Source organism: Nocardiopsis sp. Huas11 (assembly GCF_003634495.1).
Lineage (GTDB): Bacteria > Actinomycetota > Actinomycetes > Streptosporangiales > Streptosporangiaceae > Nocardiopsis.
In genome coordinates this window covers 1227132-1250001 of record NZ_RBKY01000001.1, presented here as the reverse complement: position 1 = coordinate 1250001, position 22870 = coordinate 1227132, and the positions used below count along the sequence as shown (strand labels likewise).

Annotated in this window: 24 protein-coding genes; 15 read left to right on the top strand and 9 right to left on the bottom strand. The window is 72.7% G+C overall.

Annotated elements, in window-relative coordinates:
* Positions 1-84: 84 nt before the first annotated feature.
* The 3 genes from DFP74_RS05535 to DFP74_RS05525 form a co-directional block, all read right to left on the bottom strand.
* The gene (locus DFP74_RS05535; protein ID WP_121180715.1) at positions 85-906 is read right to left on the bottom strand and encodes an MBL fold metallo-hydrolase; all 822 of its coding nucleotides are present in this window, start codon (positions 904-906) and stop codon (positions 85-87) included.
* Positions 907-1004: 98 nt separating this feature from the next.
* Entirely contained in the window at positions 1005-2003 is a 999-nt protein-coding gene (locus tag DFP74_RS05530) for an RNA polymerase subunit sigma-70 (protein ID WP_121180714.1), read from the bottom strand.
* Between the two features lie 112 nt (positions 2004-2115).
* Positions 2116-4323 (bottom strand): S9 family peptidase, encoded by a 2208-nt coding sequence (locus DFP74_RS05525; RefSeq protein WP_121188050.1) that lies wholly within the window; start codon positions 4321-4323, stop codon positions 2116-2118.
* A gap of 102 nt (positions 4324-4425) precedes the next feature.
* On the opposite strand from DFP74_RS05525, the gene mshB reads away from it, so the two are divergent.
* Complete coding sequence (gene mshB, locus DFP74_RS05520) at positions 4426-5292, top strand: N-acetyl-1-D-myo-inositol-2-amino-2-deoxy-alpha-D-glucopyranoside deacetylase (protein WP_199725486.1); 867 nt, start codon at positions 4426-4428, stop codon at positions 5290-5292.
* An 8-nt stretch (positions 5293-5300) separates the two neighbouring features.
* Entirely contained in the window at positions 5301-5798 is a 498-nt protein-coding gene (locus DFP74_RS05515) for a hypothetical protein (protein WP_233570814.1), read from the top strand.
* A gap of 21 nt (positions 5799-5819) precedes the next feature.
* Here the strand turns inward: DFP74_RS05515 and DFP74_RS05510 are convergent, their stop codons facing one another.
* Positions 5820-6863 carry a site-2 protease family protein gene (locus DFP74_RS05510; RefSeq protein WP_121180712.1) on the bottom strand — a complete coding sequence of 348 codons (1044 nt, stop codon included), beginning with the start codon at positions 6861-6863 and terminating at the stop codon, positions 5820-5822.
* A gap of 174 nt (positions 6864-7037) precedes the next feature.
* On the opposite strand from DFP74_RS05510, the gene DFP74_RS05505 reads away from it, so the two are divergent.
* Complete coding sequence (locus DFP74_RS05505) at positions 7038-7367, top strand: DUF4287 domain-containing protein (protein ID WP_121180711.1); 330 nt, start codon at positions 7038-7040, stop codon at positions 7365-7367.
* Between the two features lie 160 nt (positions 7368-7527).
* Here DFP74_RS05505 and DFP74_RS05500 read toward each other — a convergent pair whose 3' ends face one another.
* A complete protein-coding gene (locus DFP74_RS05500) occupies positions 7528-8889 on the bottom strand; it encodes a hypothetical protein (protein ID WP_121188048.1) in 1362 nt (453 codons plus the stop codon).
* Between the two features lie 101 nt (positions 8890-8990).
* Positions 8991-9248, bottom strand: coding sequence for a hypothetical protein (locus DFP74_RS05495; RefSeq protein WP_121180710.1), 258 nt, complete (start codon positions 9246-9248; stop codon positions 8991-8993).
* Between the two features lie 181 nt (positions 9249-9429).
* Between DFP74_RS05495 and fdxA the strand changes: the two genes are divergently transcribed.
* Positions 9430-9750, top strand: a complete 321-nt coding sequence (fdxA, locus tag DFP74_RS05490) for a ferredoxin (RefSeq protein WP_077691866.1) — start codon at positions 9430-9432, stop codon at positions 9748-9750.
* A 143-nt stretch (positions 9751-9893) separates the two neighbouring features.
* Positions 9894-11006: a succinyldiaminopimelate transaminase gene (dapC, locus tag DFP74_RS05485; protein WP_121180709.1), complete on the top strand. Its 1113-nt coding sequence runs from the start codon at positions 9894-9896 to the stop codon at positions 11004-11006.
* Between the two features lie 35 nt (positions 11007-11041).
* Here dapC and DFP74_RS05480 read toward each other — a convergent pair whose 3' ends face one another.
* Positions 11042-11911: a hypothetical protein gene (locus DFP74_RS05480; RefSeq protein WP_121180708.1), complete on the bottom strand. Its 870-nt coding sequence runs from the start codon at positions 11909-11911 to the stop codon at positions 11042-11044.
* 129 nt (positions 11912-12040) lie between these two features.
* Positions 12041-12340 (bottom strand): helix-turn-helix domain-containing protein, encoded by a 300-nt coding sequence (locus tag DFP74_RS35115; protein WP_158612967.1) that lies wholly within the window; start codon positions 12338-12340, stop codon positions 12041-12043.
* An 89-nt stretch (positions 12341-12429) separates the two neighbouring features.
* On the opposite strand from DFP74_RS35115, the gene DFP74_RS05470 reads away from it, so the two are divergent.
* From DFP74_RS05470 to DFP74_RS05440, 7 genes are all read left to right on the top strand, one after another.
* Positions 12430-13266: a 2,3,4,5-tetrahydropyridine-2,6-dicarboxylate N-succinyltransferase gene (locus DFP74_RS05470; protein WP_121180706.1), complete on the top strand. Its 837-nt coding sequence runs from the start codon at positions 12430-12432 to the stop codon at positions 13264-13266.
* 211 nt (positions 13267-13477) lie between these two features.
* Entirely contained in the window at positions 13478-14542 is a 1065-nt protein-coding gene (gene dapE / locus DFP74_RS05465; RefSeq protein WP_121188047.1) for a succinyl-diaminopimelate desuccinylase, read from the top strand.
* A gap of 139 nt (positions 14543-14681) precedes the next feature.
* On the top strand, positions 14682-15467 hold the full coding sequence (locus DFP74_RS05460; RefSeq protein ID WP_121180705.1) for a TIGR00730 family Rossman fold protein: 786 nt from the start codon (positions 14682-14684) through the stop codon (positions 15465-15467).
* A 42-nt stretch (positions 15468-15509) separates the two neighbouring features.
* Positions 15510-16109, top strand: a complete 600-nt coding sequence (locus tag DFP74_RS34180; protein WP_233570813.1) for a hypothetical protein — start codon at positions 15510-15512, stop codon at positions 16107-16109.
* Between the two features lie 140 nt (positions 16110-16249).
* Positions 16250-16843: a hypothetical protein gene (locus DFP74_RS05450; protein WP_121180704.1), complete on the top strand. Its 594-nt coding sequence runs from the start codon at positions 16250-16252 to the stop codon at positions 16841-16843.
* Between the two features lie 372 nt (positions 16844-17215).
* Positions 17216-17383, top strand: coding sequence for a DUF3117 domain-containing protein (locus DFP74_RS05445; protein ID WP_017596980.1), 168 nt, complete (start codon positions 17216-17218; stop codon positions 17381-17383).
* Positions 17384-17481: 98 nt separating this feature from the next.
* Positions 17482-18972 (top strand): leucyl aminopeptidase, encoded by a 1491-nt coding sequence (locus DFP74_RS05440; protein ID WP_121180703.1) that lies wholly within the window; start codon positions 17482-17484, stop codon positions 18970-18972.
* A 570-nt stretch (positions 18973-19542) separates the two neighbouring features.
* Here DFP74_RS05440 and DFP74_RS05435 read toward each other — a convergent pair.
* The gene (locus tag DFP74_RS05435) at positions 19543-20136 is read right to left on the bottom strand and encodes an O-methyltransferase (RefSeq protein WP_121188046.1); all 594 of its coding nucleotides are present in this window, start codon (positions 20134-20136) and stop codon (positions 19543-19545) included.
* 316 nt (positions 20137-20452) lie between these two features.
* On the opposite strand from DFP74_RS05435, the gene sigE reads away from it, so the two are divergent.
* From sigE to DFP74_RS05420, 3 genes are read left to right on the top strand one after another with little or no spacing between them, the layout of a single operon-like run.
* The gene (gene sigE, locus DFP74_RS05430) at positions 20453-21070 is read left to right on the top strand and encodes an RNA polymerase sigma factor SigE (RefSeq protein ID WP_121180702.1); all 618 of its coding nucleotides are present in this window, start codon (positions 20453-20455) and stop codon (positions 21068-21070) included.
* Positions 21067-21750 (top strand): anti-sigma factor, encoded by a 684-nt coding sequence (locus DFP74_RS05425; protein ID WP_121180701.1) that lies wholly within the window; start codon positions 21067-21069, stop codon positions 21748-21750. Before sigE ends, DFP74_RS05425 begins: the two co-directional genes overlap by 4 nt.
* Complete coding sequence (locus tag DFP74_RS05420) at positions 21747-22826, top strand: transcriptional regulator (RefSeq protein WP_121180700.1); 1080 nt, start codon at positions 21747-21749, stop codon at positions 22824-22826. The genes DFP74_RS05425 and DFP74_RS05420 overlap by 4 nt, the downstream gene beginning before the upstream one ends.
* Positions 22827-22870 lie beyond the last annotated feature (44 nt).

Genomic DNA, 22870 nt, shown 5'->3' with positions numbered 1-22870 from the left:
CGCCCCGCCCGCCGGTGCCGGTCACCGGCGGGCGGCGTCAACCGTCCCTGAGCGCGCGGACCGGCATCCCCACGCCCCCGCGGTTCATGACGCTCCCTTTCTTCGGGCGACCTGCTGAAGTTGCCCCGCGTGGATGTCGCTCACCCACTCCCAGCCAGGCTTGGGCGAGTCGATCCGCGGGTCGTCGGGAGCACCGCCGTCACGCAGGGCATGTACGTACGCGCGGTCCTGCTCGATCCGGGCGTGTACCTGATCGGCTCCGCAGACGGACCCGTGACCGGGGACGAGGACATCCACGTCGTCCGCCACGTTTTCGAGCAGTCGCAGCCCGCCGAGGTAGTCCTCGACCGGGTCACCGGTGCCGTCGAAGTCGCCGAGCATCGGAACGAACACATCGGACAGCATGTCGCCGGCGACGAGCACCCCGCGTTCCTCGATCAACAGCGCCGCATGGCCCGGGGCATGCGCCGGGTGCTCGATGATCCGGACTTCAGGGCCATCCCAAGGAATCCGCACGGTTCCGGCAGGCAGACCGGTGATGAGGCCGTAGAGGTCCAGCGGTGTCTCCTCGGCGATTTCCGGCGGTAGCCCCTCGGCGGCGCGGGCCTTCCAGCCCGCGTCCGACCGCACATCCCGCATGTCGGCCGCGCAGCGGGCCGTGCCGTAACGGGGCACTTCGCCGAGGTCGGCGTGCCAGAGCACGTGATCCCAATCAGGATGCGTCGAGAAGCCCGCCACGACGGGCCGGCCCATCCCGGACAGGTCGTTCGCGAGGCAGGTCAGTTCGTCGCCGGTCAGCCCGGGGTCGATGAGCAACACGCCGGCCCGGCCTCGCACGACAACGGTGTTGTTCTGGAGCAACTCGCTTCGGTGGATCAGCACACCTTCCGCGATCTGCGTCAGCATGGCGGCCCTGCCTTTCTTCGTGGGTCGACCGAGCCGTGACGGCTCGGTGAGGTCGGCAGCTCCAGCCGCACCGCGCGGCGCGAGCGTCCGCACCGGGACTACTCCGTGCCGTCGGCCGGCAGGCGCGCCGGCAGCCCGAGCCGCGGGAACCGGTCGTCGTGGAACGTGAGGATCTCGGTGATCGCCCCGCCGGTGACGCGCAGGACGTCGATCGTCAACGGGAGGTACGCGCCCTCCTGCCGCTGCCAGAGGTAGAAGGCGAGGGCGGGCTGCCGGTTCACGGTGGTCTGGACGGCGCGCAGGCCCTTCATGCCCTCGAAGCCGCTCTCGACCAGGTAGTTCACCACCGTGTCGCGGCCGACATGCAGGCCCGGCGTGGGCGGCATCGAGAAACGGACGTCGTCGCGCAGCATCGAGGCGAGCGCCGTGACGTCCGTGGACACGCTGGCCTCGGTGTAGCGGCGCACCAGCTCACGCGTTTGGGCGTCCTCCTCGCGGCCGGTCCAGTCCTGCCGCTCGGCGGGCAGGTGCTCCCGCATGCCGGCTCGGGCTCGCTGCAGCGCGCTGTTCACGGAGTTGACGGAGTCCCCCAGGAGCTCCGCGACGTCCTTCGCCCGCCAGCCGAGCACATCCCGCAGGATCAACACGGCCCGCGGGCGCGGCGCGAGGTGCTGGACCGCGACCAGGTAGGCCAGCTCGATCGTCTCCCGCGCGACGGCGACGGCCTCCGGCTCGTCCGCGTCGCCCGCGGGCAGCTCGTCGAGCAGCCGGTCCGGGTAGGGCTGTAGCCACAGCACCTCGCCGCCGGTCGCAGGCTCCGGGCGGCGCTTGGCGAGCAGGTCCAGGCAGGCGTTGGTGGCGATCCGATACAACCAGGCCCGGAACGTCGACCGGCCCTCGAAGGTCTCCCGCCGCCGCCAGGCACGCATGAACGTCTCCTGCACGGTGTCCTCGGCGTCCTCGAACGACGCGAGCATCCGGTAGCAGTGCACGTGCAGCTCCCGCCGGTGCCGCTCCGCGAGTCCCGAGAACGCCGGTTCGTCGACCTCGTCCAGGCCGATCACGCCCCTCTCCTCCAGCCGCGTGTCCGCACCCATCACGTCGTCCTTCCGTCATCGTGTCCCGACGCAGGTATGACGGGGGCGGGCGCGAAAACTCATCACCGGTGCCGGACGCGCCCTCCCGCGTCCGGCACCGGTCGGCCTCGGCCTACTCGCCCCGCAGGCCCTCCTTGAGGAACCGCACCTGCAACAGCAGCAGGTTCTCCGCCACCACCGGGTCCGACGGCGAGTGCGTCACCCCCGACAGCGGCAGCACCGTGTGCGGCTTCCCGGCCGCGAGCAGGGCCGAGGACATCCGCTGGGTGTGCGCGAACACCACGTTGTCGTCGGAGAGCCCGTGGATCATCATCAGCGGGCGCTCCAGCTTGCCCGCGTCCTCCAGCAGCGAACTGCGTTCGTAGGCCTCCGGCTCTCTCTCGGGCGTGCCCAGGTAGCGCTCGGTGTAGTGCGTGTCGTACAGCCGCCAGTCGATCACCGGCGCCCCCGCCACCGCGGCGTGGAACACGTCCGGGCGGCGCAGCACCGCCAGCGCCGCCAGGTAGCCGCCGAACGACCAGCCGTGGATGCCCACCCGCGAGGTGTCGAGGCAGTCGAACCGCTCGGCCGCGTCCCGCAGCGCGTCCACCTGGTCCTCCAGGACCGGGGAGGCGAGGTCCAGGTGCACGGACTGCTCCCACTCCACGCCCAGTCCGGGGGTGCCCCGGCCGTCGGCGATGAGCACCGCGAACCCCTGCTCGGCGAACCACTGCGCGCTCAGGTAGGCGCCGCGCGCGTTGAGCACCCGCTGCGCGTGCGGACCGCCGTAGGGGGCCATCAGCACCGGCAGCGGGCGCCCGCCGTCCCGGTACCAGGACGGCAGCACCAGCGCGCAGGGGATCTGCCGCTCGCCGGCGCGCCACGTGGTCACCCGCGGGTCCGGCAGGTCCGGGGCCTCCGCCAGGCTGGCGATCTCACTGACGCCGCGCCGGGTCTCCGAGCTCGCCTCGCGCAGCACCAGCGTGCGCACGCCCGGGAAGTCCAGCGACCGGTGCTGCACGACCATCGTGTCGCCGCGCAGCCGTCCCGACCGGACCCCGCTGTGCGCCTCGGCGTCGGTGGTCTGCGAGCAGCCGTGGCCGGGCAGCTCCACCGGCGCCGCCAGCCCCGTGCCCAGGTCCACCAGCCACAGCGACACGTCCGCGGGCCGCCCCGCGGGCGAGCCCGAGTACAGGATCCGGTCGCCGTCCACGTCCACCACGCCGCGCACGTAGACGTCGGCCGGGCTGACCGGCCGTCCGTCCGCGTACACCCGGCGGGCGCCGCCGTCGGCGTCCCGGGCGATCCACACCAGGGCCCCGCCGGAGGTGTGGGCCGGCACGCCCGGCATGATCTCCACCCACACGTCGTCGGTGTCCGTGCGGATCTCGGCCACCAGCCCGGTGGCCGGGTCGGCGCTGAACAGGGTGAGGGTGCGCTGGTCCCGGCTCTGCCCGGTGAACACGATCGTCGGGTTGCCGTCCGGGCCCGTGGTCCAGCCCGCCGTGGGCAGGTAGGGCAGGGCCTCGTGGTCCCACTCCACCCACACCGGGTCGGGCGGCCCCGACCGCCGGTGCTCGGCGGCGGAGGCCACCGGCAGCACGGCCAGGCGCACACCCGGGTTCTCCGTGCCCGCGGCCGGGTAGCGCAGCGAGGTCGGCTCCTGTCCGGGACTGGCCGGGTCGTCCACGTACCAGCGCTGGACCGCGGACTCGTCGACCCGGGTGGCCAGCAGGGCCGAGCCGTCGGGCGCCCACCAGAACCCGCGGATCCGGTCCATCTCCTCGGCGGCGACGAAGTCCGCCAGGCCCCACGTCACGTGCTCGCCGTCGTCCTGGGCGAGGATCCGGTCACCGTGGTCGTCCGCGGCGCCCGCGATGTCGATGACCCGCAGCGCCCCTCCGCTGACGTAGGCCACGCGGTCGCCCCGGGGGGAGACCCGGGGGTCGACCACCGGCGTGGTGGCGGGCAGCTCGCGCGGATCGGTGTCGTCGCCCACCAGGTCGACGTAGAACAACCGCCCCGACAGCGTGAACACCGCGCGGGTGAACGCCTCGTCCACGGAGTAGGACACGATGCCGCCGCCGCTCTCGCGCAACCGCTCCCGGCGGGCGCGCTCCTCGGGCGGCAGGTTCTCGTCGTCGGCGCCCAGGGTGTGGGGATCGGCCAGGACCGCGTCCGTGCCGCGTTCGGCGTCGTGGACCCACAGGCAGGTGGCGGTGTCGACACCGTCGCGTCCCCGGAGGAAGGCGACACGGCCCCCGTCCGGTGAGATCTGGAAGGCACGCGGCACACCGGTGGTGAAGCGACGGGTTCGGGCGAGTTGGCGAGGAAAGCTCATGGTGCGATTGTGGCCCACATCGGCGCGGGTCGGGGCGCGCGGCCACGGCGTGCGGGAGTGGTTGCGGGGGAACACGCCCTTGTGGCCGGTATTGTTCGCAAGGTGATGGACAGGCGACTCATGATGGTGCACGCGCACCCCGACGACGAGAGCATCGTCACCGGTGCCACGCTGGCGAAGTACGCGGCCGAGGGGGCCGAGGTCACTCTGGTGACCTGCACCCTGGGCGAGGAGGGCGAGGTCATTCCCGACGACCTCGCGCACCTGGCCGCCGACCGCGAGGACGCCCTCGGTGAGTACCGCGTCGGCGAACTGGACAAGGCCTGCGTCGCGCTGGGAGTGCGCGACCACCGCTTCCTCGGCGGGGCCGGCCACTACCGGGACTCCGGGATGATGGGCGGTCCGGCCAACGACCACCCCCGGGCGTTCTGGGGCGCCGACCCGGAGGAGGCCGCGCGCCTGCTGGCCGAGCTCATCCGCGAGGTCCGCCCGCACGTGGTCGTCGGCTACGACGAGCACGGCGGCTACGGCCACCCCGACCACGTCCAGGCCCACCGGGTCACCCGCCGGGCCTGCGTCAAGGCCGCCGAGCGCGCGATGCCCGGGACCCCCTGGCAGGTCCGCAAGCTCTACGCGATCGCCCAGCCGGTGTCGCGGATCGAGGCGGTCGTCGAACGCATGGCCGAGGAGGCCGGCCCGTTCACGCCGCCCACCCAGGTGTCCGACATCGCGCGCGGCACCCCGGACGCCCTGGTGACCACGCGCGTGGACGCGAGCGACCACTGGGCCGCCAAGACCCTGGCCATGCGCGCGCACGCCACCCAGATCACCGTGCACGGCGAGCGGTTCGCGCTGTCGAACGGCATCGCCCAGGAGATCGACGCCGTCGAGTACTACACGCTCCTCATGGGGCCGACGCCGCGCGTCCAACCGGGCGAGTACGAGACCGACCTCTTCGCGGGTCTGTGAGCCGCCCGGTGAGCGGCACCGTGGGGGGCGCCCCGGGATCCGGGGCCGAGGGCGGGCCGGCCGCCGCCCCGAGCGCGGACACGGCACGCCGGTCCGCGGCCGTGTCCGCCGTGCTCACGGTCCTGACGTGCGTCGTCGTGCTCGCGCTCGGCGCCGCGGTCGGCCTGGTCGGCTCGTTCGGCGCGGGCTGGCTCACCCGCTACTGGGACGCCGGGGCGCTCGCCCAGATCCTGGCGGGGGCGGGCCTGCTCGTCTTCCTGGCGCTGCTCTACGGCGCCTGCCGCCTGGTGGCCTGGGGGAGTAGGCGCCCGTCGGCCGCGCTGGCGTTCGCCGTCGGCTACCTGGCCACGCTCGTGGTCCTGGTCGTCTACGTCCCCGGCGGCGACGTCGTCATCACCGGCCACCTCATGCACTACGGGTACCTCTTCGGCACCATGCTCGTGCTCGTGATCGCCGTCGTGCACAGCGGCCTGAGCCGACTGCCGAGCCCACCGCCCGCGCGGTAGGGCGCGGGCGGGCGGCGGAGGTCAGCCCCAGAACCGCAGCAGCAGCTGGCCGTGGAAGATCATGCCGGAGACGGCCGGGTTGGGCAGGATCCGCTCCAGCAGCGAGTACAGCAGGCCGAAGAACCACTGGTTGACGGTCGGGAACCAGAGCACCGCGAAGACGGCCACGGAGCCGAACAGCGCGTTGATCCGGGCGGTGCGGACCCAGCGGCCCCGGAGGAACGCGGCCAGCACCTCGAAGCCGTCGAGCCCGGGGACCGGAAGCAGGTTGACCAGCGCGGCCGTCAGGTTCGCGAAGCACAGGAACGCCAGCGCGGCGATCGCCCAGTTCGTGGTGTCGTTGCCCGGCGGCACCAGGATCGACACGGCCACGGCGAACACGGCCGCGAGCAGGAGGCTGGCCAGCGGCCCCGCGAGCGCGACCGCGACGCGGCGGCCCGGCGTGCGGATCCGGTCCCAGTCGACGTAGGTGGGCGGCCCCGTCATGCCGAACGCGCCCAGCCCGAGGTAGAGCACCGGCAGGACCAGGCCCGCGAACGCCTCGCGGTAGGCGAAGGGGTTGAACCGCAGGTAGCCGCCGCCGCGCAGCGAGCGGTCCCCGGCCAGGTGGGCGGCGAGCGCGTGGGCGAACTCGTGCACCGCGACCGAGACGATCCAGCCCAGCAGGATGAACAGCGGAGGGATCAGCGGGGTGACGGCGGTGCCCTCCGCCACCCAGTCCATCTCGACCGCGCGCCAGGACAGCCAGCCGGCGAATCCGGCCAGGCCCAGCAGCAGCACGAATACCGGGCTGGGCAGGAAGTCCGCCCAACCGGGGGTGCGCTCGGCCGTCTCGGCACCGGCCGTCTCGGCACCGGCCGCGACGGCCTCGGCCGCCGGCGCGGGCCCCTCCGACGGCGCCTTCTCCGACGGCGCGTCCCCCGTGTCGTCGAGGCCGTCCCGGCCCGGTACGTTCAGCGCGTCCTCGGGCATCTTCTCCCACGGGTCGACGCCGCGTGCCTGGTCCGGTGCGGGCTCGGGCGCGTCGGTCGTCTCCGCCTCGTGCGGCGGTTCGGGCGTGGGCATGGCGCTCCTGCTGGTCGCGGGTCGTTCGCGCTCCAGAGTAGGCCCTGGTCCGCACCCGGTCGCAGCGGGTCGTGTTCGGCGGGGCGGCGGCCGCCCGGTCTCGCGCGTCGGGGAATCCCGGAACTGTCGCAGGCGGCTGCCAGCATGGGGTTCCACCCGACGGAGGAGCATCCCATGTCGTTCCAGGCCTACCTCGACACCATCGAGGACAAGACCGGACTCGTTCCGCGCGCGCTCGTGGATCTGGCGAAGGAGCGGGGCTACGACGCCTCCTCGGTCAAGGCCGGCACCATCGTCCAGTGGCTGGCCGACGACTACGGGCTCGGCCGCGGCCACGCGATGGCGCTGGTCCACGTCATCAAGAAGGGTCCGCGGATCAGCGCCGAGCACGTGGGCACCGACGGCACCCACCGCGACGATTCGACCGACCTCTGGCTCGACGGCAAGGCGACCCGCCCCACCGGTCCGGGTTCGTCCGAAGGCCTGCGGAAGGACACGGACTAGGGCGTGTTTTTCTGCAGGCTTTCGGGTGAGCTCGCGGTCGTCAGGCCGTCTCTCGCAAGACGATGTGCGAAGTTCAGCCTGGTGGTGCTTCACGAGCACAGAGGCGCAGCGAGAGGCGGTCCTGGCGGCCGTGAGCCCGGAATGCTGTAAAAAACACGGCCTAGACGACGGCCCTGGGCGCCACGGCGGACTGGTGCAGGCACGCGATCGCGAACGCCCGGCCGGGGACGGTCAGTTCGCGGTGGCCGTCGCCGTCGTCCTCGGTGAGCAGCCCCAGCGTCTCCAGGAGCCAGCCCACCGCCATCACGATCGCGCGCAGCTGGTCCGAGGCGGCGTCGGCGGTCCGGCGGTGCGCGGCCGCGTGCCGGCCCGCCGCCACCGGCGGCTCCACCGGCACCCACCCGTACTCGGTGAGCGTGCGCTCGGCCGCGGTCACGTCGGACTCGCCCCGCCGGGCGTGCGACCCGGCCCCCTGCGGTGAGCGCGTGAGCAGCAGGCCCAGGAAGGTCTCCGCGGCCGCCTGCTCCACACCCCCGGTCCGGCACAGCGTCTGGGTCGCGGCCCGCCACAGCGCCTCGGGATCCTCCCGCAGCTGGCGTCCGCGCCGGGTCAGCACCAGCCTGCGGCCCGACCGCCGGACCGCGCGCATGGAGCGCAGGACCTGGTGCAGGGAGATCAGCTGGGTGGCGTCGGTCTCGCTGCGCGGCGGTTCGGGCGAGGTGTGCCAGCCGAAGTCCGCGCACATCTGCCGCACCACGCTGGGCGCGATGTACCCGATCTGGGTGAGCACGATCCCGTCCGCCGCCAGGTCCAGCAGCCGCTGGAGCGGCGCCATGGCCCGCTCGGCGGAGCGCGGCGCGTCCGCCCCGGCGATGATCTCCCCGACCAGCGGCCACAGGCGCTCCCGGTGCGGGTGCGCGGACGAGCCCAGCCAGGCCCGGACCCGCTCCTCGCGGACGCGGTCCAGATGGCTGAGCCCCTGGTGGTCGGGCCGGGTCAGGAACGACCGGGTGAAGCGCTCCTGGGCCGGACGCCAGCCGAGCTTGCCCGGCCGCACGTCGCCCAGCGAGATCGCCAGCTCCAGCGCGGCCGCGGTCTCGTGCCGGGCCCGGATCTCGGCGTCGCCGACCGCGGTGCCCCACGTCAGCTCGGGCAGGTCCGGCGGCTCCACCCCGGACTCCCACATCAGCCGCTCGAACATGGCCAGTCCCGCGTCGTGGTCGCGCGCGTAGACGCCCAGCACGGTCGTGGTCTCGGGCGACTTGCAGATCTGGGCGTAGCGGTGCAGCTGGAGGAGGTCGAAGAGCTGGCTGAGCGAGCGGGCGGCGAGCCGCTGGTCCTGCGCCGCTCCCTGGAACCGCACCGGCAGCTCGAACCAGCAGAACCGCTGCACGGCGTGCTGGTCGATCCGTTCCAGCTCCTGGCCGGGCGCCAACGCGTCCAGTGCGAGCCGGGCCATGCCGGCGGACCGCTCGTCCCTGCGCGCCAACTCGGCGAGGGCGGACGCGACGGCTTCGCGCATGATGGCGCTCACCACCTCCTGAGGGGGATCGAGCTGTGGCTGAGCCGACTCTTACCCCGGACGGGCCGAAAGATGCCTGTGTTCAGGCACGACATGAGCTCTCAGGAGGCCTGGGGCGGCCCTCCGCCGCGCCGCCGCGGTGGGACGGGGGGAACGACACGGCTCGCGGCGATGTCGGACTCGGCGACCTCCACCGACGACCCGTCGCGGCGCCGCAGGGTGAGGACGTGGTCCGCCCAGGACTCCATGACTCCGACGATATCGGTGAAGCCGCCCTCGGGGAGGCGGATCCGCACCGACACGCGCTGACCGACGTCGTTCGGGACGACGCGGTGGACGAGACGTCCTCCCAAGTGCATGGAACCCGACCCCCGATTGTGCGCTGGCTGTTCGTCGACGCCATACTAGGAGGACGACATCTGTGCCAATTGCTTGCAGAGCCCGGAGCAGCGCGGACGGCGCCCGCACGCCGCTCCGTCCCGTGGCCCTGAAGGTCCCCGCCTCCCCCGTGGACAGCGGGGGTGAGACAAGGAGTACGACGTGACCTACGTCATCGCGCAGCCCTGCGTTGATGTGCTGGACAAGGCGTGCATTGACGAGTGCCCCGTGGACTGCATCTACGAGGGCGACCGGATGCTGTACATCCACCCGGACGAGTGCGTCGACTGCGGTGCGTGCGAGCCGGTCTGCCCTGTCGAGGCCATCTACTACGAGGACGACCTGCCCGAGCAGTGGTCGGAGTACTACAAGGCCAACGTCGACTTCTTCGACGACCTCGGCTCGCCTGGTGGTGCCTCGAAGGTCGGCAAGATCGACCGCGACCACCCGCTCGTAGCCAAGCTCCCGCCGCAGGCCGAGTAGCGAGCGGGACCGTCCGGCCCCCACCCCTATGGCGCAGAGGGTGCGTGGACGCGCGGACGCCAGATCGTGACGCGTCGCGTCGACCCCTACGCGGGGGTCGGCGCGACGCTTGTCGTGAGCAACCGACACTGGAGTGTGCACCGATGGCTGACCGGCGACCCGTGACCGACCGGCTCCCCACCTTTCCCTGGGACCGGCTGGCGCCCTACAAGGCGACGGCGGCCGCGCACCCCGACGGCATCGCCGACCTGTCGGTGGGCACACCGGTGGATCCGGTGCCCGCCTCCGTCCAGAGCGCCCTGGCGGCGTCCTCCGACACCCCCGGCTACCCGCTCACGTGGGGTACCGCCGAGCTGCGCTCGTCCATCGGGGCGTGGCTGGAGCGCCGCCACGGGGTCCGTGTCGCCGAGGGCGCCGTCCTGCCCACCGTGGGCTCCAAGGAACTGGTCGCCTGGCTGCCCACCCTGCTCGGGCTGGGCGCCGGCGACACCGTCGTCCACCCCGAACTCGCCTACCCCACCTACGACATCGGCGCCCGCCTGGCCGGGGCCACTCCGGTCCCCGCCGACGGGCTGGCCTCCCTGGGCCCCGCGCCCGTCCGGCTCGTGTGGGTCAACTCGCCCAGCAACCCGACCGGACGCGTGCTGGGCACCGCCCACCTGCGCAAGGTCGTGGCGTGGGCGCGCGAGCGCGGCGCGATCGTGGCCTCCGACGAGTGCTACCTCGACCTGGGCTGGGACGGCGCCGAGCCGCTGTCGATCCTGCACCCCGACGTGTGCGGGGACTCCCACGACAACCTGCTCGCCGTGCACTCGCTGTCCAAGCGCTCCAACCTCGCCGGCTACCGCGCCGCCTTCGTGGCGGGCGACCCCGCGCTGGTCGGTGAACTGCTGGCGGTGCGCAAGCACGCGGGCATGATCGTCCCGGCCCCGGTCCAGGCCGCCATGCGCGCCGCGCTGGACGACGACTCCCACGCCGCGGAGCAGAAGGAGCGCTACCGCGCCCGAAGGGCCCGCCTGCGGGCGGCGTTCGAGGACGCGGGCTGGCGCATCGAGCACTCCGACGCGGGCCTGTACCTGTGGGCGAGCCACCCCGAGCACGACGCCTGGGGCGCGGTCGCCGAGCTCGCCGAGCGCGGCGTCCTGGTGGCCCCTGGCGAGTTCTACGGCGCCGCCGGGTCCGGGCACGTGCGCGTGGCCTTCACGGCCACCGACGAGCGCGTCGAGGCCGCCGCCAAGCGGGTCGGGCACTCTTAGACCGGGGCGCCCCGAGACCGGGGCGCCCCGCGGGGTCACTTCAGCAGGAGACGGCCTCCGGTGTCGGACACGGTGGTCCACGCGGCCGTGCCGGGGCCGCCGTCGCCGGCGTGCCAGCGCTGGTCGCCGTAGGTGACCGTGGAGAGCCCGTACTCGTCGGCGTGGGTGACGGCCCAGATCGCCATCGCCCAGCCGAGGTCGCCCGTCCGCGACCCGGTGACCTCGGGCAGGGCCGTGGGGTCGGTGCCGAACACGCGGGCCATCTCGGTGCGCGCGGCGTCGGCGTCGGCGCCCTCGGCCCGGATCACGTCCAGGCCCTCGGTGTCGAACCAGCAGGTCACGGCCGGACCGCGGGTGCCGGTGAACACCTCGGCCATCCGCTCGGACAGCCCCTCGTGCTGGTCATAGGCGAAGCCGTCGGCGCTGCGCTGGACCGCCTGCGCGGCCTCGTACACCGGCAGGGTCTGCCAGCCGTCGATCTCGGAGAGCTCGTCGTAGAACGAGGCGCTGGAGGACACCGGGTCCAGGATCTGGTTCGGCTCCCCCCACTCCTGGGAGGGCCGCTGCTGGAACAGGCCCAGCGAGTCGCGGTCGCCGTACTCGAGGTTGTAGAACGTCGACTCCTGCCAGACGGTGGCGTAGGCCACGGTCACCGCCTCCTCCGGCAGGTCCCGGCTGAAGGCCACGCCCCCGACGGTGGCGGCGTTCACGGCCTGGGCGACCTCCATGTCGTACTTTCCGTCGGACAGCTCCAGACGGCATCCGGGCTCGACCTCGGGCTCGGAGTCGATGGGCTCGATCGTGGTCAGCACGTAGTAGGCCCCCGCGACGATCACGCCGCACGCGAGGGTCAGGGACAACAGGATCTTCACGAAAGCGGAGATCCTTCGGCGTTTACTGGGCACGGGCGTACCATCGGCTAGGCAACGGGTGGGGTCGCGCCACAGGAGGCGGGCTCCGTCGGCGCGCGGGGCGCGCAGGCGCCATGGCCCGCATTGTAGTCGGCGCGACGTACCGATCCAGGGGCGGCGCTCTCACACTCGGCGCGAGCCGCGTTCTCGGTCGCCGGACGACCGTCGCGGCGGCGGGTTCGACGCCTCGGCCGGAAAGGCGAGGTCGTCGGTCCTGGGCCGAGACGTTAGCATCGCCGAGGTGGCGTTGTGGCCGATCCGTTCCCGGCGCTGACACCACGCTTCGACGGGGGCGACCAGAGCCTTGCCGTGGACGAGCCGGACACACCCGAACGCGCGTGAAGACCCGACCGCCCGCGCCTCGGTCGGGTGGAGGCGGTACGCGAACGCCCGCCGCGCGGGGTCCTCCTCGCCACGGCTCACATCCTCACCTGCCTCGTGACCGCCTGACTGAAAGGAGGGGGCGTCTTCCTCCCGCGTCGAAAGACGGGGGACCCACGCCCGAACATCTGATGACCAGCTCGTACTCGAGTCCGCTGCCCGACCAGATCGACGAACTCTGGGAGCAGCGCTCCACGCTGACACCCGACCACACCGAGGCGCGCTCCGTCATCACCGGCGCCATCGACCAGATCGACGAGGGCAAGGCCCGTGTGGCCTTCGTCGACCCCACCACGGACGCCGTCGTGGTCGACGAGCGCGCCAAGCGCTCCATCCTGCTCGGCTTCAAGGTCCTGGACATGAAGGAGTCGCACGTCGGCGACTTCTACCACCACGACCGCATGCCGCTCAAGACCCGTTTCGACGGTGTCCGCGTCGTGGCCGGCGCGATCGCCCGCTGGGGCTCCTACCTGGCCCCCGGCGTCGTGCTCATGCCGTCCTTCACCAACATCGGCGCCTACGTCGGTTCCGGCACGATGGTCGACACCTGGGCCACCGTCGGCTCGTGCGCGCAGGTCGGCGAGAACGTCCACCTGTCCGGCGGCGTCGGCGTCGGCGGCGTCCTGGAGCCCCCGCAGGCCTCCCCGGTCATCATCGAGGACGACGCCTTCCTGGGCTCGCGGAGCATGGTCGTCGAGGGCGCCCGCGTGCGCACCGGCGCCAAGCTGGGCGCGGGCACGATCCTCACCTCGTCCACGCGCGTGTTCGACGCCGAGACCGGCGACGAGCTCAAGCGCGGCGAGGCCCCGGCCTGGTCGGTGTGCGTCACCGCCAACCGTGCCAAGAGCTTCCCCGGCGGGGAGTTCGGCATGCCGGTCCTGCTCGTGCTCAAGCGCCTCCAGGAGGGCGAGGAGCACGACAAGCTGGCCCTGAACGACCTGCTGCGGGAGCACGGCGTCAACGCCTGACCCCGCCTCCACGCGCACCCGGGGCGCCCTTCGGCGACGAAGGGCGCCCCGGGTGTGTTTAGGGTGGTGGGCATGCGTGCGGTCCAGGTACGTATCGATACGTCTAGGTATGTATAGGTACGTCTATGTACGTCTAGGTGCGTACCTGCCCGTCCCCCCTCAGGGGTGACGCGTCGGCCGCGCGGTGGACGACGACCTGACCGGAGAGCCCATGCTGGACCTGACCTCGGACGCGGCCGACCTGACCGCCGCACTCGTCGACATCCGTTCCGAGAGCGGTGACGAGAGGATCCTGGCCGACGCGGTCGAAAGCGCCCTCTCCGCCCTCGGCCACCTCACGGTCACCAGGGACGGCGACGCCGTGGTCGCCCGCACGGAGCTGGGCCGCCCCCGCCGCGTGGTGGTGGCCGGGCACATCGACACGGTGCCCATCGCGGACAACGTGCCCTCGCACGTCTCCGGCGGACGCCTGTACGGCTGCGGCACGAGCGACATGAAGGCCGGCGTGGCCGTCCAGCTCAAGCTCGCCGCCCTGGTCGCCGAGCCCGTGTACGACGTCACCTACGTCTTCTACGACAACGAGGAGGTCGACGCCTCCCGCAACGGCCTGCTCCGCCTGGCCCGCAACCACCCCGAGTGGCTGGCCGGCGACTTCGCCATCCTGATGGAGCCCACCGACGGCGTCATCGAGGGCGGCTGCCAGGGCACCATGCGGGTGGAGGTCGTGGCCTCGGGCAAGCGCGCGCACAGCGCCCGCTCGTGGATGGGCGAGAACGCCATCCACGGCGCCGGGGCGATCCTGGACGTCCTGCGCGCCTACACGCCCCGCGAGCCCGAGGTGGAGGGGCTGCGCTTCCACGAGGGCCTCAACGCGGTGTTCGTGCGCGGCGGGGTGGCGGGCAACGTCATCCCGGACGAGTGCGTGGTCACGGTCAACTACCGCTTCGCCCCGGACCTGTCGCTGTCCGACGCCGAGGCGCACCTGCGCGAGGTCTTCCAGGGCTTCGAGGTCCGGGTCGTGGACGCCTCGGCCGCCGCCCGCCCCGGACTGGACGACCCCTCGGCGGCGGCGTTCGTCACCGCGGTCGGCGAGGGCCAGGCCCGGGCCAAGCTCGGGTGGACCGACGTGTCCCGCTTCTCCGAGCTGGGCGTGCCCGCCGTCAACTACGGTCCCGGCGACCCGACGCTGGCCCACACCAAGGACGAATACACCGAGATCGCGCCGATCCGTGAGGCCGAGGAGCGCATGGTCGCCTGGCTGACCGGCGCCCGCTGAGCGCTCGCGGGGCGCCCCGCCGCGTGTCCGCGGGGCGCCCACCGCGTGCCCGGCGGGCCTCGAACCGGCCGAAGGTGGCCACCGGCGTGTCACGTGCGGTTCAGGTGTGAGTCCCGCGCGCGCGGATAGGTTGACGGACATGACGGAAGAAGAGCAGTACAGGCACGTCGGCCCTCTCACCTACCGCGGCAGTGCCGTCCCCAACACCACCACCGACCAGCGCCTCCTGGACGCCCGCGGACCGAGCGACTGGGTGCACACCGACCCCTGGCGGGTGCTGCGCATCCAGTCGGAGTTCGTCGAGGGCTTCGGTCTGCTGTCCGAGCTGCCGTCGGCGGTCAGCGTGTTCGGGTCGGCGCGGATCCGCCCCGGTTCGGAGTACTACGACCTCGGGGTCACGATGGGCGCCAAGCTCGCCGAGGCGGGTTACGCCACCATCACCGGCGGCGGTCCGGGCATGATGGAGGCCGCCAACAAGGGGGCCCAGAACGCGGGCGGGATGTCTGTCGGGCTGGGCATCGAGCTGCCGTTCGAGCAGTCGCTCAACCCCTACATCGACGTGGGCATGACCTTCCGGTACTTCTTCGTGCGCAAGACGATGTTCGTGAAGTACGCGCAGGCGTTCGTCGTGCTGCCCGGCGGCTTCGGAACGCTGGACGAACTCTTCGAGGCCATCACCCTGGTGCAGACCAACAAGGTCACCCGCTTCCCCGTGGTGCTGGTCGGCCGGTCCTTCTGGGGCGGCCTGCGCGACTGGGTCGAGTCCACCCTGCTGGAGAACAAGCTGATCAACCCCGGTGACATGGACCTGCTGGCGACGACCGACGACCCCGACGAGGTCGTCGACATCATCCGCAAGTCCCACCTGGACATCGCCCAGCAGCAGAGCGAGTCGGCGCGTCGGGCCCCGGGGCCCCAGCAGTAGGAGGGGGATCGGGGCGGGCGGGGCGTGTGGCACGATCGGACCGTGCCTGTCTTCATCATGATCCTGGTTGCCCTGGCCGCCCTGGCCGTGCTCGTCGGCGTGGTCTACGTCGCGCTCGGCAAGGGCGGGCGGCTCGCCCGTTTCGAGGCCGACTACCCCCCGCTGGACCTGCCCGAGGACGGCCCGGTCACGGCGCCGGACCTCAACCGCCTGGTGCTTCCGCTGGCCCTGTGGGGCTATCACGTGCGGGCGGTGGACGAGCTCCTGGTCCGGCTCGCCGGGACCCTGCGCGCACGGGAGGAACGGATCCAGGAGCTGGAGTGGCGTTTGTCCCGCCTGGACCCCTCCTACGTTCCGGAGGGGACGGGCCCCGGCCACCGCACCCGCCTGCCCGGGGACGCCTACGCGCCCGAGTCGGGCGCCGCACCCGCGCCGGACGAGGCGTCCGAGCCGGGTGCCGGGCGCGCGGAGTCCGCGCACCGTCCGGACACCGGGGACGGCCCGCGGGCCGTCAGCCGCACGGACGCCGAGTCCGAGCCGGGCGCCGCGCCCGCCGAGGACGTGGCCCCGCGATCGGGCTCGGGCGCCGGGCCGCGGCCGGAACCGCGCGAGGCCACGAGCGACCTCCGCGAGCAGGCCTGACACCGCCGGTTATGTCACGCATCACACTCTAGGCGTCTCCAGGGCGGGTTTCCCCGGGTGTGCGTGCCCTATTCTCGTTCGCTGTACATGTGTTGCCCCCGTTCCGCCGGATCGGGTGGATCGTCGTGAGGATGGCGAGGATGGACACAGCAGCCGAACTGGAATCGGGTTCCGGGGACGAGAGCGGTACCACCCCCACTCCCACGTCGGCCTCTCCGGTGACCCAGCTGTCCCTCTGGCCGCCGCCGCGGTCGACCCGGCACAGCGGGCGGCGCCGCCGCCAGGTGACCGTGGTGTCCGCCGTCGCGGTCGCCGTCCTGGCGCTCGCGGGTGGGATCGCGGCCGCGTTGACCCTCACCGCCGGCGACGGCGCCCGGGACGAGGCCGGCCAGACGCACCTCGACGCGTTCGTCGGGTCCTGGGCCGGTGAGATGGTCCAGGTCGACACCGAGGGCGACTACGTCGCCGACTGGCACGCCGAGGTGCGCATCGAGGACGGCGCCGAGCGCGGAAGCACCGCCTGGACGACGTTCGCCTGCTCGGGAACGCTCGAACAGACGGCCGCCGAGGGCGATCGCCTGGTCTACACCTACACCGAGACCGCGGACCCGCAGGACCGGTGTGTGGACGAGGCCGAGCTGACCGTCTCGCCCGACGACGGCGGACTGGCGGCGGAGTGGTCCTCGGTGACCCGTGAGGGCACCAGAATGATCTCCACGGGCCTGATGGAGTGAGCGCCCGCTCGGCGGCTCGCGCCCGGGGCCGCGGCCCCGGACCCGGCCCGCACGACGATGCGGGTCCCACCCGGGGCGGCAGGCCGCGCGGCCGCGCCCGCGCCGAACGGGTTTCGGTCAGTACCGATATAAGCTGGCTGACCAACGATTCCTCGCAGGAGAGCGTTCGAGACGACGGCCCGGCCGTCGTCTCGCGCACACGCAGGGGTCAACCTCCGAGATAATGGTCGAAGGGTGATTCACGTCCCTCACGTCACACGGACACGACTCACACGGAGCCTGCCACGGTTTTCCGAGCCGAGACGACTCAGCTGACCTGCGCCGGTGCAGTGACTCGGTCACCCGCGAGGAACACCAAGAAAGGGGAATGGCATGGCGGCGATGAAGCCGAGGACCAGCGACGGGCCGATGGAGGTCACCAAGGAGGGTCGCGGCATCATCATGCGAGTCCCGCTGGAGGGCGGCGGACGCCTGGTCGTCGAGCTGACACCAGACGAGGCGGTCGAGCTCAGGGACGCGCTGAAGGGCGTCGTCGGCTAGCGGCCGGTACCGATACCGTCCCCCACCAAGGGCCGGAACGCCCTGATGACCCCCAGAGGTAGACCACCTCCCGAAGAGTGAACGATTGTGAGCGGCCTGTGCCATTCGCCACGCAGATCCACCCTGTAGCGGGTACCCTCGCCGATTCCACCGCGGACCTGTTGGTCCTTCCCGTGCACGCGGGGGACGACGGGCCCACGGCGGTCGACGGGGTCGCCGACAGCGGACTGACACAGGTTCTCCCTGCCACGCTCCGCGATCTGTTCACGCATTACTCGCTGACCGGCAAAGCCGGTGAGCTGGCCCAGTTCCCGGTCGCCCGGGACGGCGGCCTGGTACGTCTGGCGCTTCTGGGGGTCGGCTCGGGTTCGCCCGACGACCTCCGGAAGGCCGGCGCGGCCCTGTCCCGGTCCGCGCGCGGGAGCGAGACCGTGGCCCTGGCCTGGCCCGGGGCGCCGGAGGCGGCCGCGACCGCCTTCGCCGAGGGTGTGCTGCTGGCCTCGTACACCTTCACGCTCAAGACCGGCGAGACCCCCAGGTCCAAGCGTCCGGCGGCGGCGGTCGAGGTCGTCGGGGCCCACGCCCCGGACCTGGCCGCCGCCCTGGAGCGCGGCGGGGAGCTGGCCGCGGCCACGGCCCTGGCCAGGGACCTGATCAACACCCCGTCCCTGACCAAGGACCCCGAGTGGATGGCGGGGCGCGCCCGCGAGGTGGCCGCGGAGTCCGGCCTCGAGGTGCGCGTGTGGGACGAGGAGCAGCTGACCGAGGACGGCTTCGGCGCGATCCTCGCCGTGGGCCGGGGTTCCGCGCGGCCGCCGCGGCTGGTGCAGCTCACCTACACGCCCGAGAACCCGATCGCCCACGTGGTGCTGGTCGGCAAGGGCATCACGTTCGACACCGGCGGGCTCTCCCTCAAGCCCAACGACAACATGAAGCTCATGAAGACCGACATGAGCGGCTCGGCGATCGTGCTCGCCGTGCTCTCGGCGCTGCGCGCGGTCGGCGCGGGCGTCCGGGTCACCGGTCTGCTGCCGCTGGCGGAGAACGCCTTCTCCGGCGACGCCACCCGGATCGGCGACGTTCTGACCACCTACAGCGGGACGACCGTCGAGGTCCTCAACTCCGACGCCGAGGGGCGCCTCGTCCTGGCCGACGCCCTGGGCTACGCCGTCGCCGAGCTCCGCCCGGACATGATCGTGGACGTGGCGACCCTGACGGGCGCGGCCAAGGTCGCCCTGGGCACCGGCATCGGCGCCCTGTACAGCACCGACGACGCCCTGGCGGCCGAGATCGAGCGCGCGGGCGCCGACTCCGCCGAGCCGTTGTGGCGGATGCCGCTCACGGAGGAGTACGTCGAGACGACGCGCTCGCGGGTCGCGGACCTGGCCAACATCGGCACCCGCAAGGAGTTCGGCCCGGCGGGCGCCACGGACGCGGCGCTGTTCCTGCGCGCGTTCACCGGCGACGTGCCCTGGGCCCACCTCGACATCGCCGGCCCCGGCCGTTCCATGAAGGAGGACGGCCTGCTCAGCAAGGGCGGGACCGCGTTCTCCACCCGGACCCTGCTGCGCTGGATCGGGCGCCTTTAAGACGGGGCCTTCGCGCTTTCCGGTGTGGCCCGCTCGTTCCTCACGGACCCCACCTCCAAGCACTCCAGGACCCGTCGGCGCCCTCCTTGTGCTTTCTTCGGGCCTCCGCTCGTATCCTCGCTTTGGCTCGGATAGACCCCCTGTGGTCCCGGCAAGCGGGACTGCTCACGCCCACCCCCTGGGGCCCCGTAAGGCTGCGCGTGCACCTTCAACCCCATGTGGTGCAGGTGGGGGCGCGTCCCTCGTGAACCTGCCCGGAGACCCGCCGGTTGGTCGGTCTACGTGAATCTCAGGGGGTGAGGCCTGCGTGAACCCCAAGGGGTCGGGCGTGCGCTCACGGGTCTACGGGGCCACAGGGGGTGGGGCGCGCACTCGTGTGCCTAAGTGAGCCCCACGGGTTGGAGATGAGCGGTTCCGCATGTCGGGACCATTGGGGGGGTTGGTCGGGCCAAAGCGAGGGACGAGCGGCGGCCCAAAAAAGTACGGCTGAGGGGCGCGCCGGGGCCTGCAGCAGGAGACGGGGCCGCAGCGAGGAACGAGCAAGGCAAGTCGACGACGAAGGCCCCGGCGTCAAGCGCCCCGAAGCGCGGCGAGCAGGCCCTGGCCGATGGGCAGCAGCAGCGGGATGAGCGACTCGTCCTCCCGCACCTGCTGGATCACCTCGCGCACGGCCGTCTCGGCGGGGTCGGGCATCCGCAACGGACCGTCCGGCTCCGACGGGGAGGGCGTGGCGTCGTTGAACACCACCACGCCGCCCGGACGCAGCAGCCGGCGGGCCTCGCGCAGGTAGCGCGGAGCCGACTCGGGATCGGCGTCCACGAACACCATGTCGTAGCCGCCGTCGGTCAGCCGCGGCAGCATCTCCAGGGCCGATCCGCGGATCAGCCGCGCGCGCCCCGCGCCGAACCCGGCGCGGGAGAAGGCCGCGCGGGCGTACTCCTGGAACTCGGCGCGCGTGTCGACGGTGGTCAGGATGCCGTCGGGGGCCATGCCGCGCAGCAGCCAGATCCCCGAGGTGCCGCATCCGGTGCCGACCTCGACCACCGCCCGGGCGCCGATCGCCGCGGCCAGGAACCGCAGGGCCGCGCCGGTGGCGGCGTCGACCGGGGCGGTCGCCGAGCGCACTCCCGCGTCGTAGGCGTCGGCCAGCGGGCCGTCCTCCATCGCGTCCTGCTCGAACCTGGCCTGCTCGCGCACCCAGGTGATCTGGGCCGCGCTCTCATCTGGACTGGCGATGACGGCCTCCCACTGCCGTGGTCACGAATGGGCGGGAACGCTGACCGGGGATGCGTCACTCATCGTGCAAGGATGGTCGCCACCAGGTCATGTCCCCGGCAAAAGACTAGCGCGTGCGCCCGGCAAACTCCGCGTGTGGCGGCGGGAACTTCGGGGGACCCGCTAGCGTTGAATCCGGATGAACGTACGTTGATCGCCACGAAGCAACTCCCCCCGACCAGTCTTCGACGGACGGATCGACGGGATGAAGGGAGCAGCGGTGCCAGAGTCCGGCCCTGCCGTAGATTTCGAGGCATGGGAACCCCCGAGCTGGGACGAGGTCGTCCGCGTCCACTCACCCCGCGTCTACCGGCTGGCCTATCGGCTGACCGGTAACAAGCACGACGCCGAGGACCTCACCCAGGAGGTCTTCATCCGGGTGTTCCGCTCCCTGGCCAACTACACCCCCGGCACGTTCGAGGGGTGGCTGCACCGCATCACCACGAACCTCTTCCTCGACATGGCGCGCCGCAAGGCCCGGATCCGCTTCGAGGGCCTGGCCGACAACGCCGACGAGCGCCTGGAGGGCCGTGAGCCCTCGCCCGCCCAGCGCTACGACGACCGGCACTTCGACGCCGACGTCCAGAGCGCGCTGGACGCCCTGCCCGCCGAGTTCCGCGCCCCCGTGGTCCTGTGCGACATCGAGGGGCTCTCCTACGAGGAGATCGCGGCGACGCTCGACGTCAAGCTCGGTACCGTCCGCAGCCGTATCCACCGGGGGCGTGCCCAGCTGCGCCGCGCCCTGGAACACCGGCGGTCGCTGGCCGCCCAGGCCGAGGGACGGGCCGGAGCGAACGCCATCAACCGGGAGGCGCAGCAGTGAGCACGGAACACCTCGGAGAACGCCTGTCCGCGCTGGTGGACGGCGAACTGGGCACGGCCGAGCACGAGCGCGCGCTCATCCACCTGGCCAAGTGCGAGCCCTGTCGCGTCGAGGCGGACATGATGCGCCGGCTCAAGCGGCGCCTCACCGGCCTGTGCGAGCCCGAGCCGGACATGGACTTCCTGGGGCGGCTCTCCAGCCTGTCCCACGCCTCCTCCGTCCACGACGACGGCGGACCCTCCGACCCCCAGGGCCCCGCGGGCCCCACAAGGGGCTGGGGCTTCGGTTCGAGTCCGCCCCTGGGGTCCTCGCGCCCCATCGGCGGCTTCCCGTGGGGCGGCCCGCTCGCCGCTGAGGCGGTCGCTCCGGCGCCCGCGAAGCCGGACCCGGCCGCCCGCCCCGCGCGCGCCCCGCGCCGCCGTGGCGAGCGCCTGGCCCAGTTCCTGCCGCCCTTCTCCGGCGGCCGCTACGCCGTCGCGGGCTTCGCGGTGGCCACCGCGCTGCTGGGCACCGCCTTCGTGGCGGGCGGCGACACCGAGGACACTCCCGTGGTGGAGCCGCGGCTCTCCGACTACGCCGTCGAGCACGCGGTGACCAGCCGGCAGGTCCCGGCGGCCGACGTCCGGACCGTCCGCTCCCAGGAATCGGACGAGACCGGTTCCACCGAAGCGACCCGGTGAGCGCGGAGGAACCCTCCTCCTCACCGCGCGCCGTTCCGGTCACACCGCTGCTCGCCGTGTCGCTCTGCGTCCTCCTGCTGACCGCCGCGACCCACCCCGCGTCCGACGCGGTCCCCGCGGACGGCGGTGACGGCGGCATGCCCGTCCTGCGGTCGGCGGCCGCGGCGGAGGACACGGTGGCCTACACCGCCGTGCGCGAGCTGCGCGGTCCGCGGGAGCAGGACGGGGCCGTGCGGATCCGGGTCGTCAACCAACCGGGGGAGGGCATCGCCCTGGCGCCCGTCGCCGAGGACGGAGCCGCCGAGGACTACACGTTCGCCGTGGGCGACTCCTCGGCCCTGGACACCCTCGACGACCGCCTGCTGGGCATGCTGGAGGACACCTACGAGGTGGCCGACGCCGGCCCCGCCGAGATGGGCGGGCGCGCCGCCCGCATGGTGGTGGCCCTACGGGCCGACGGCACCGTCGCCGGGCGCTTCTGGGTGGACGAGGAGTCCGGGATCCTGCTCGGCCGCACCGTGTACGAGTCCACGGGCGAGGCCGCCCTGCGCACCCGGCTGAGCGCGATCGAGTTCGGCGAGGGCCACTGGCCGGCCGGCGCGGTCGGCGGCGCGCCCTGGGGCGACGCGCTGACCGGCGACGAGCGCGAGGAGCTGCGCGGCCGGGGCTGGGTCCTGCCGGAGTACCTGACGTGGGACCTGCGCCTGATGGACGCCCGCTCCACCGAGCACGGCCGCCGGCGGGTGGTGCACCTGGTCTACTCCGACGGACTGGCCCAGGTCTCGGTTTTCGCCCAACGTGGGAAGCTGGGGACGGAACACCCGACATCGCTCCACAACGGATATGTCGGAACCGGGGAGGGGGGAAGCGGCGTCTCACCACAACATGACACGATCTTCGGCGGCGAGGTCGGGCAGTACCAGAGCATGTGGCAGGCGGACGGATTCGTCTACACGGTGCTGGCCGACGCCCCCGCGGGACTGGCCTCCTCCGCGGTGAGCGCGTTGCCGGGACCCAAGGGTTCCGGCTTCTGGGCCAGAGTGCAGCGCGGCCTGTCCCGGCTGGGGTTCGTCTGAGCCCTCCGGGGGCCGTGTAGACCGAACGCCAAGCGATGTACGGA

Coding starts and splice junctions, on each gene's coding strand:
- DFP74_RS05530 (WP_121180714.1), bottom strand. CDS start 2,003: ATGGGTGCGGACACGCGGCTGGAGGAGAGGGGCGTGATCGGCCTGGAC.
- DFP74_RS05535 (WP_121180715.1), bottom strand. CDS start 906: ATGCTGACGCAGATCGCGGAAGGTGTGCTGATCCACCGAAGCGAGTTG.
- DFP74_RS05505 (WP_121180711.1), top strand. CDS start 7,038: ATGTCGTTCCAGGCCTACCTCGACACCATCGAGGACAAGACCGGACTC.
- DFP74_RS05510 (WP_121180712.1), bottom strand. CDS start 6,863: ATGCCCACGCCCGAACCGCCGCACGAGGCGGAGACGACCGACGCGCCC.
- DFP74_RS05445 (WP_017596980.1), top strand. CDS start 17,216: ATGGCGGCGATGAAGCCGAGGACCAGCGACGGGCCGATGGAGGTCACC.
- DFP74_RS05435 (WP_121188046.1), bottom strand. CDS start 20,136: ATGGAGGACGGCCCGCTGGCCGACGCCTACGACGCGGGAGTGCGCTCG.
- DFP74_RS05495 (WP_121180710.1), bottom strand. CDS start 9,248: ATGCACTTGGGAGGACGTCTCGTCCACCGCGTCGTCCCGAACGACGTC.
- DFP74_RS05500 (WP_121188048.1), bottom strand. CDS start 8,889: ATGCGCGAAGCCGTCGCGTCCGCCCTCGCCGAGTTGGCGCGCAGGGAC.
- dapE (WP_121188047.1), top strand. CDS start 13,478: ATGCTGGACCTGACCTCGGACGCGGCCGACCTGACCGCCGCACTCGTC.
- DFP74_RS05450 (WP_121180704.1), top strand. CDS start 16,250: ATGGACACAGCAGCCGAACTGGAATCGGGTTCCGGGGACGAGAGCGGT.
- dapC (WP_121180709.1), top strand. CDS start 9,894: ATGGCTGACCGGCGACCCGTGACCGACCGGCTCCCCACCTTTCCCTGG.
- DFP74_RS05460 (WP_121180705.1), top strand. CDS start 14,682: ATGACGGAAGAAGAGCAGTACAGGCACGTCGGCCCTCTCACCTACCGC.
- sigE (WP_121180702.1), top strand. CDS start 20,453: ATGAAGGGAGCAGCGGTGCCAGAGTCCGGCCCTGCCGTAGATTTCGAG.
- DFP74_RS05470 (WP_121180706.1), top strand. CDS start 12,430: ATGACCAGCTCGTACTCGAGTCCGCTGCCCGACCAGATCGACGAACTC.
- DFP74_RS05525 (WP_121188050.1), bottom strand. CDS start 4,323: ATGAGCTTTCCTCGCCAACTCGCCCGAACCCGTCGCTTCACCACCGGT.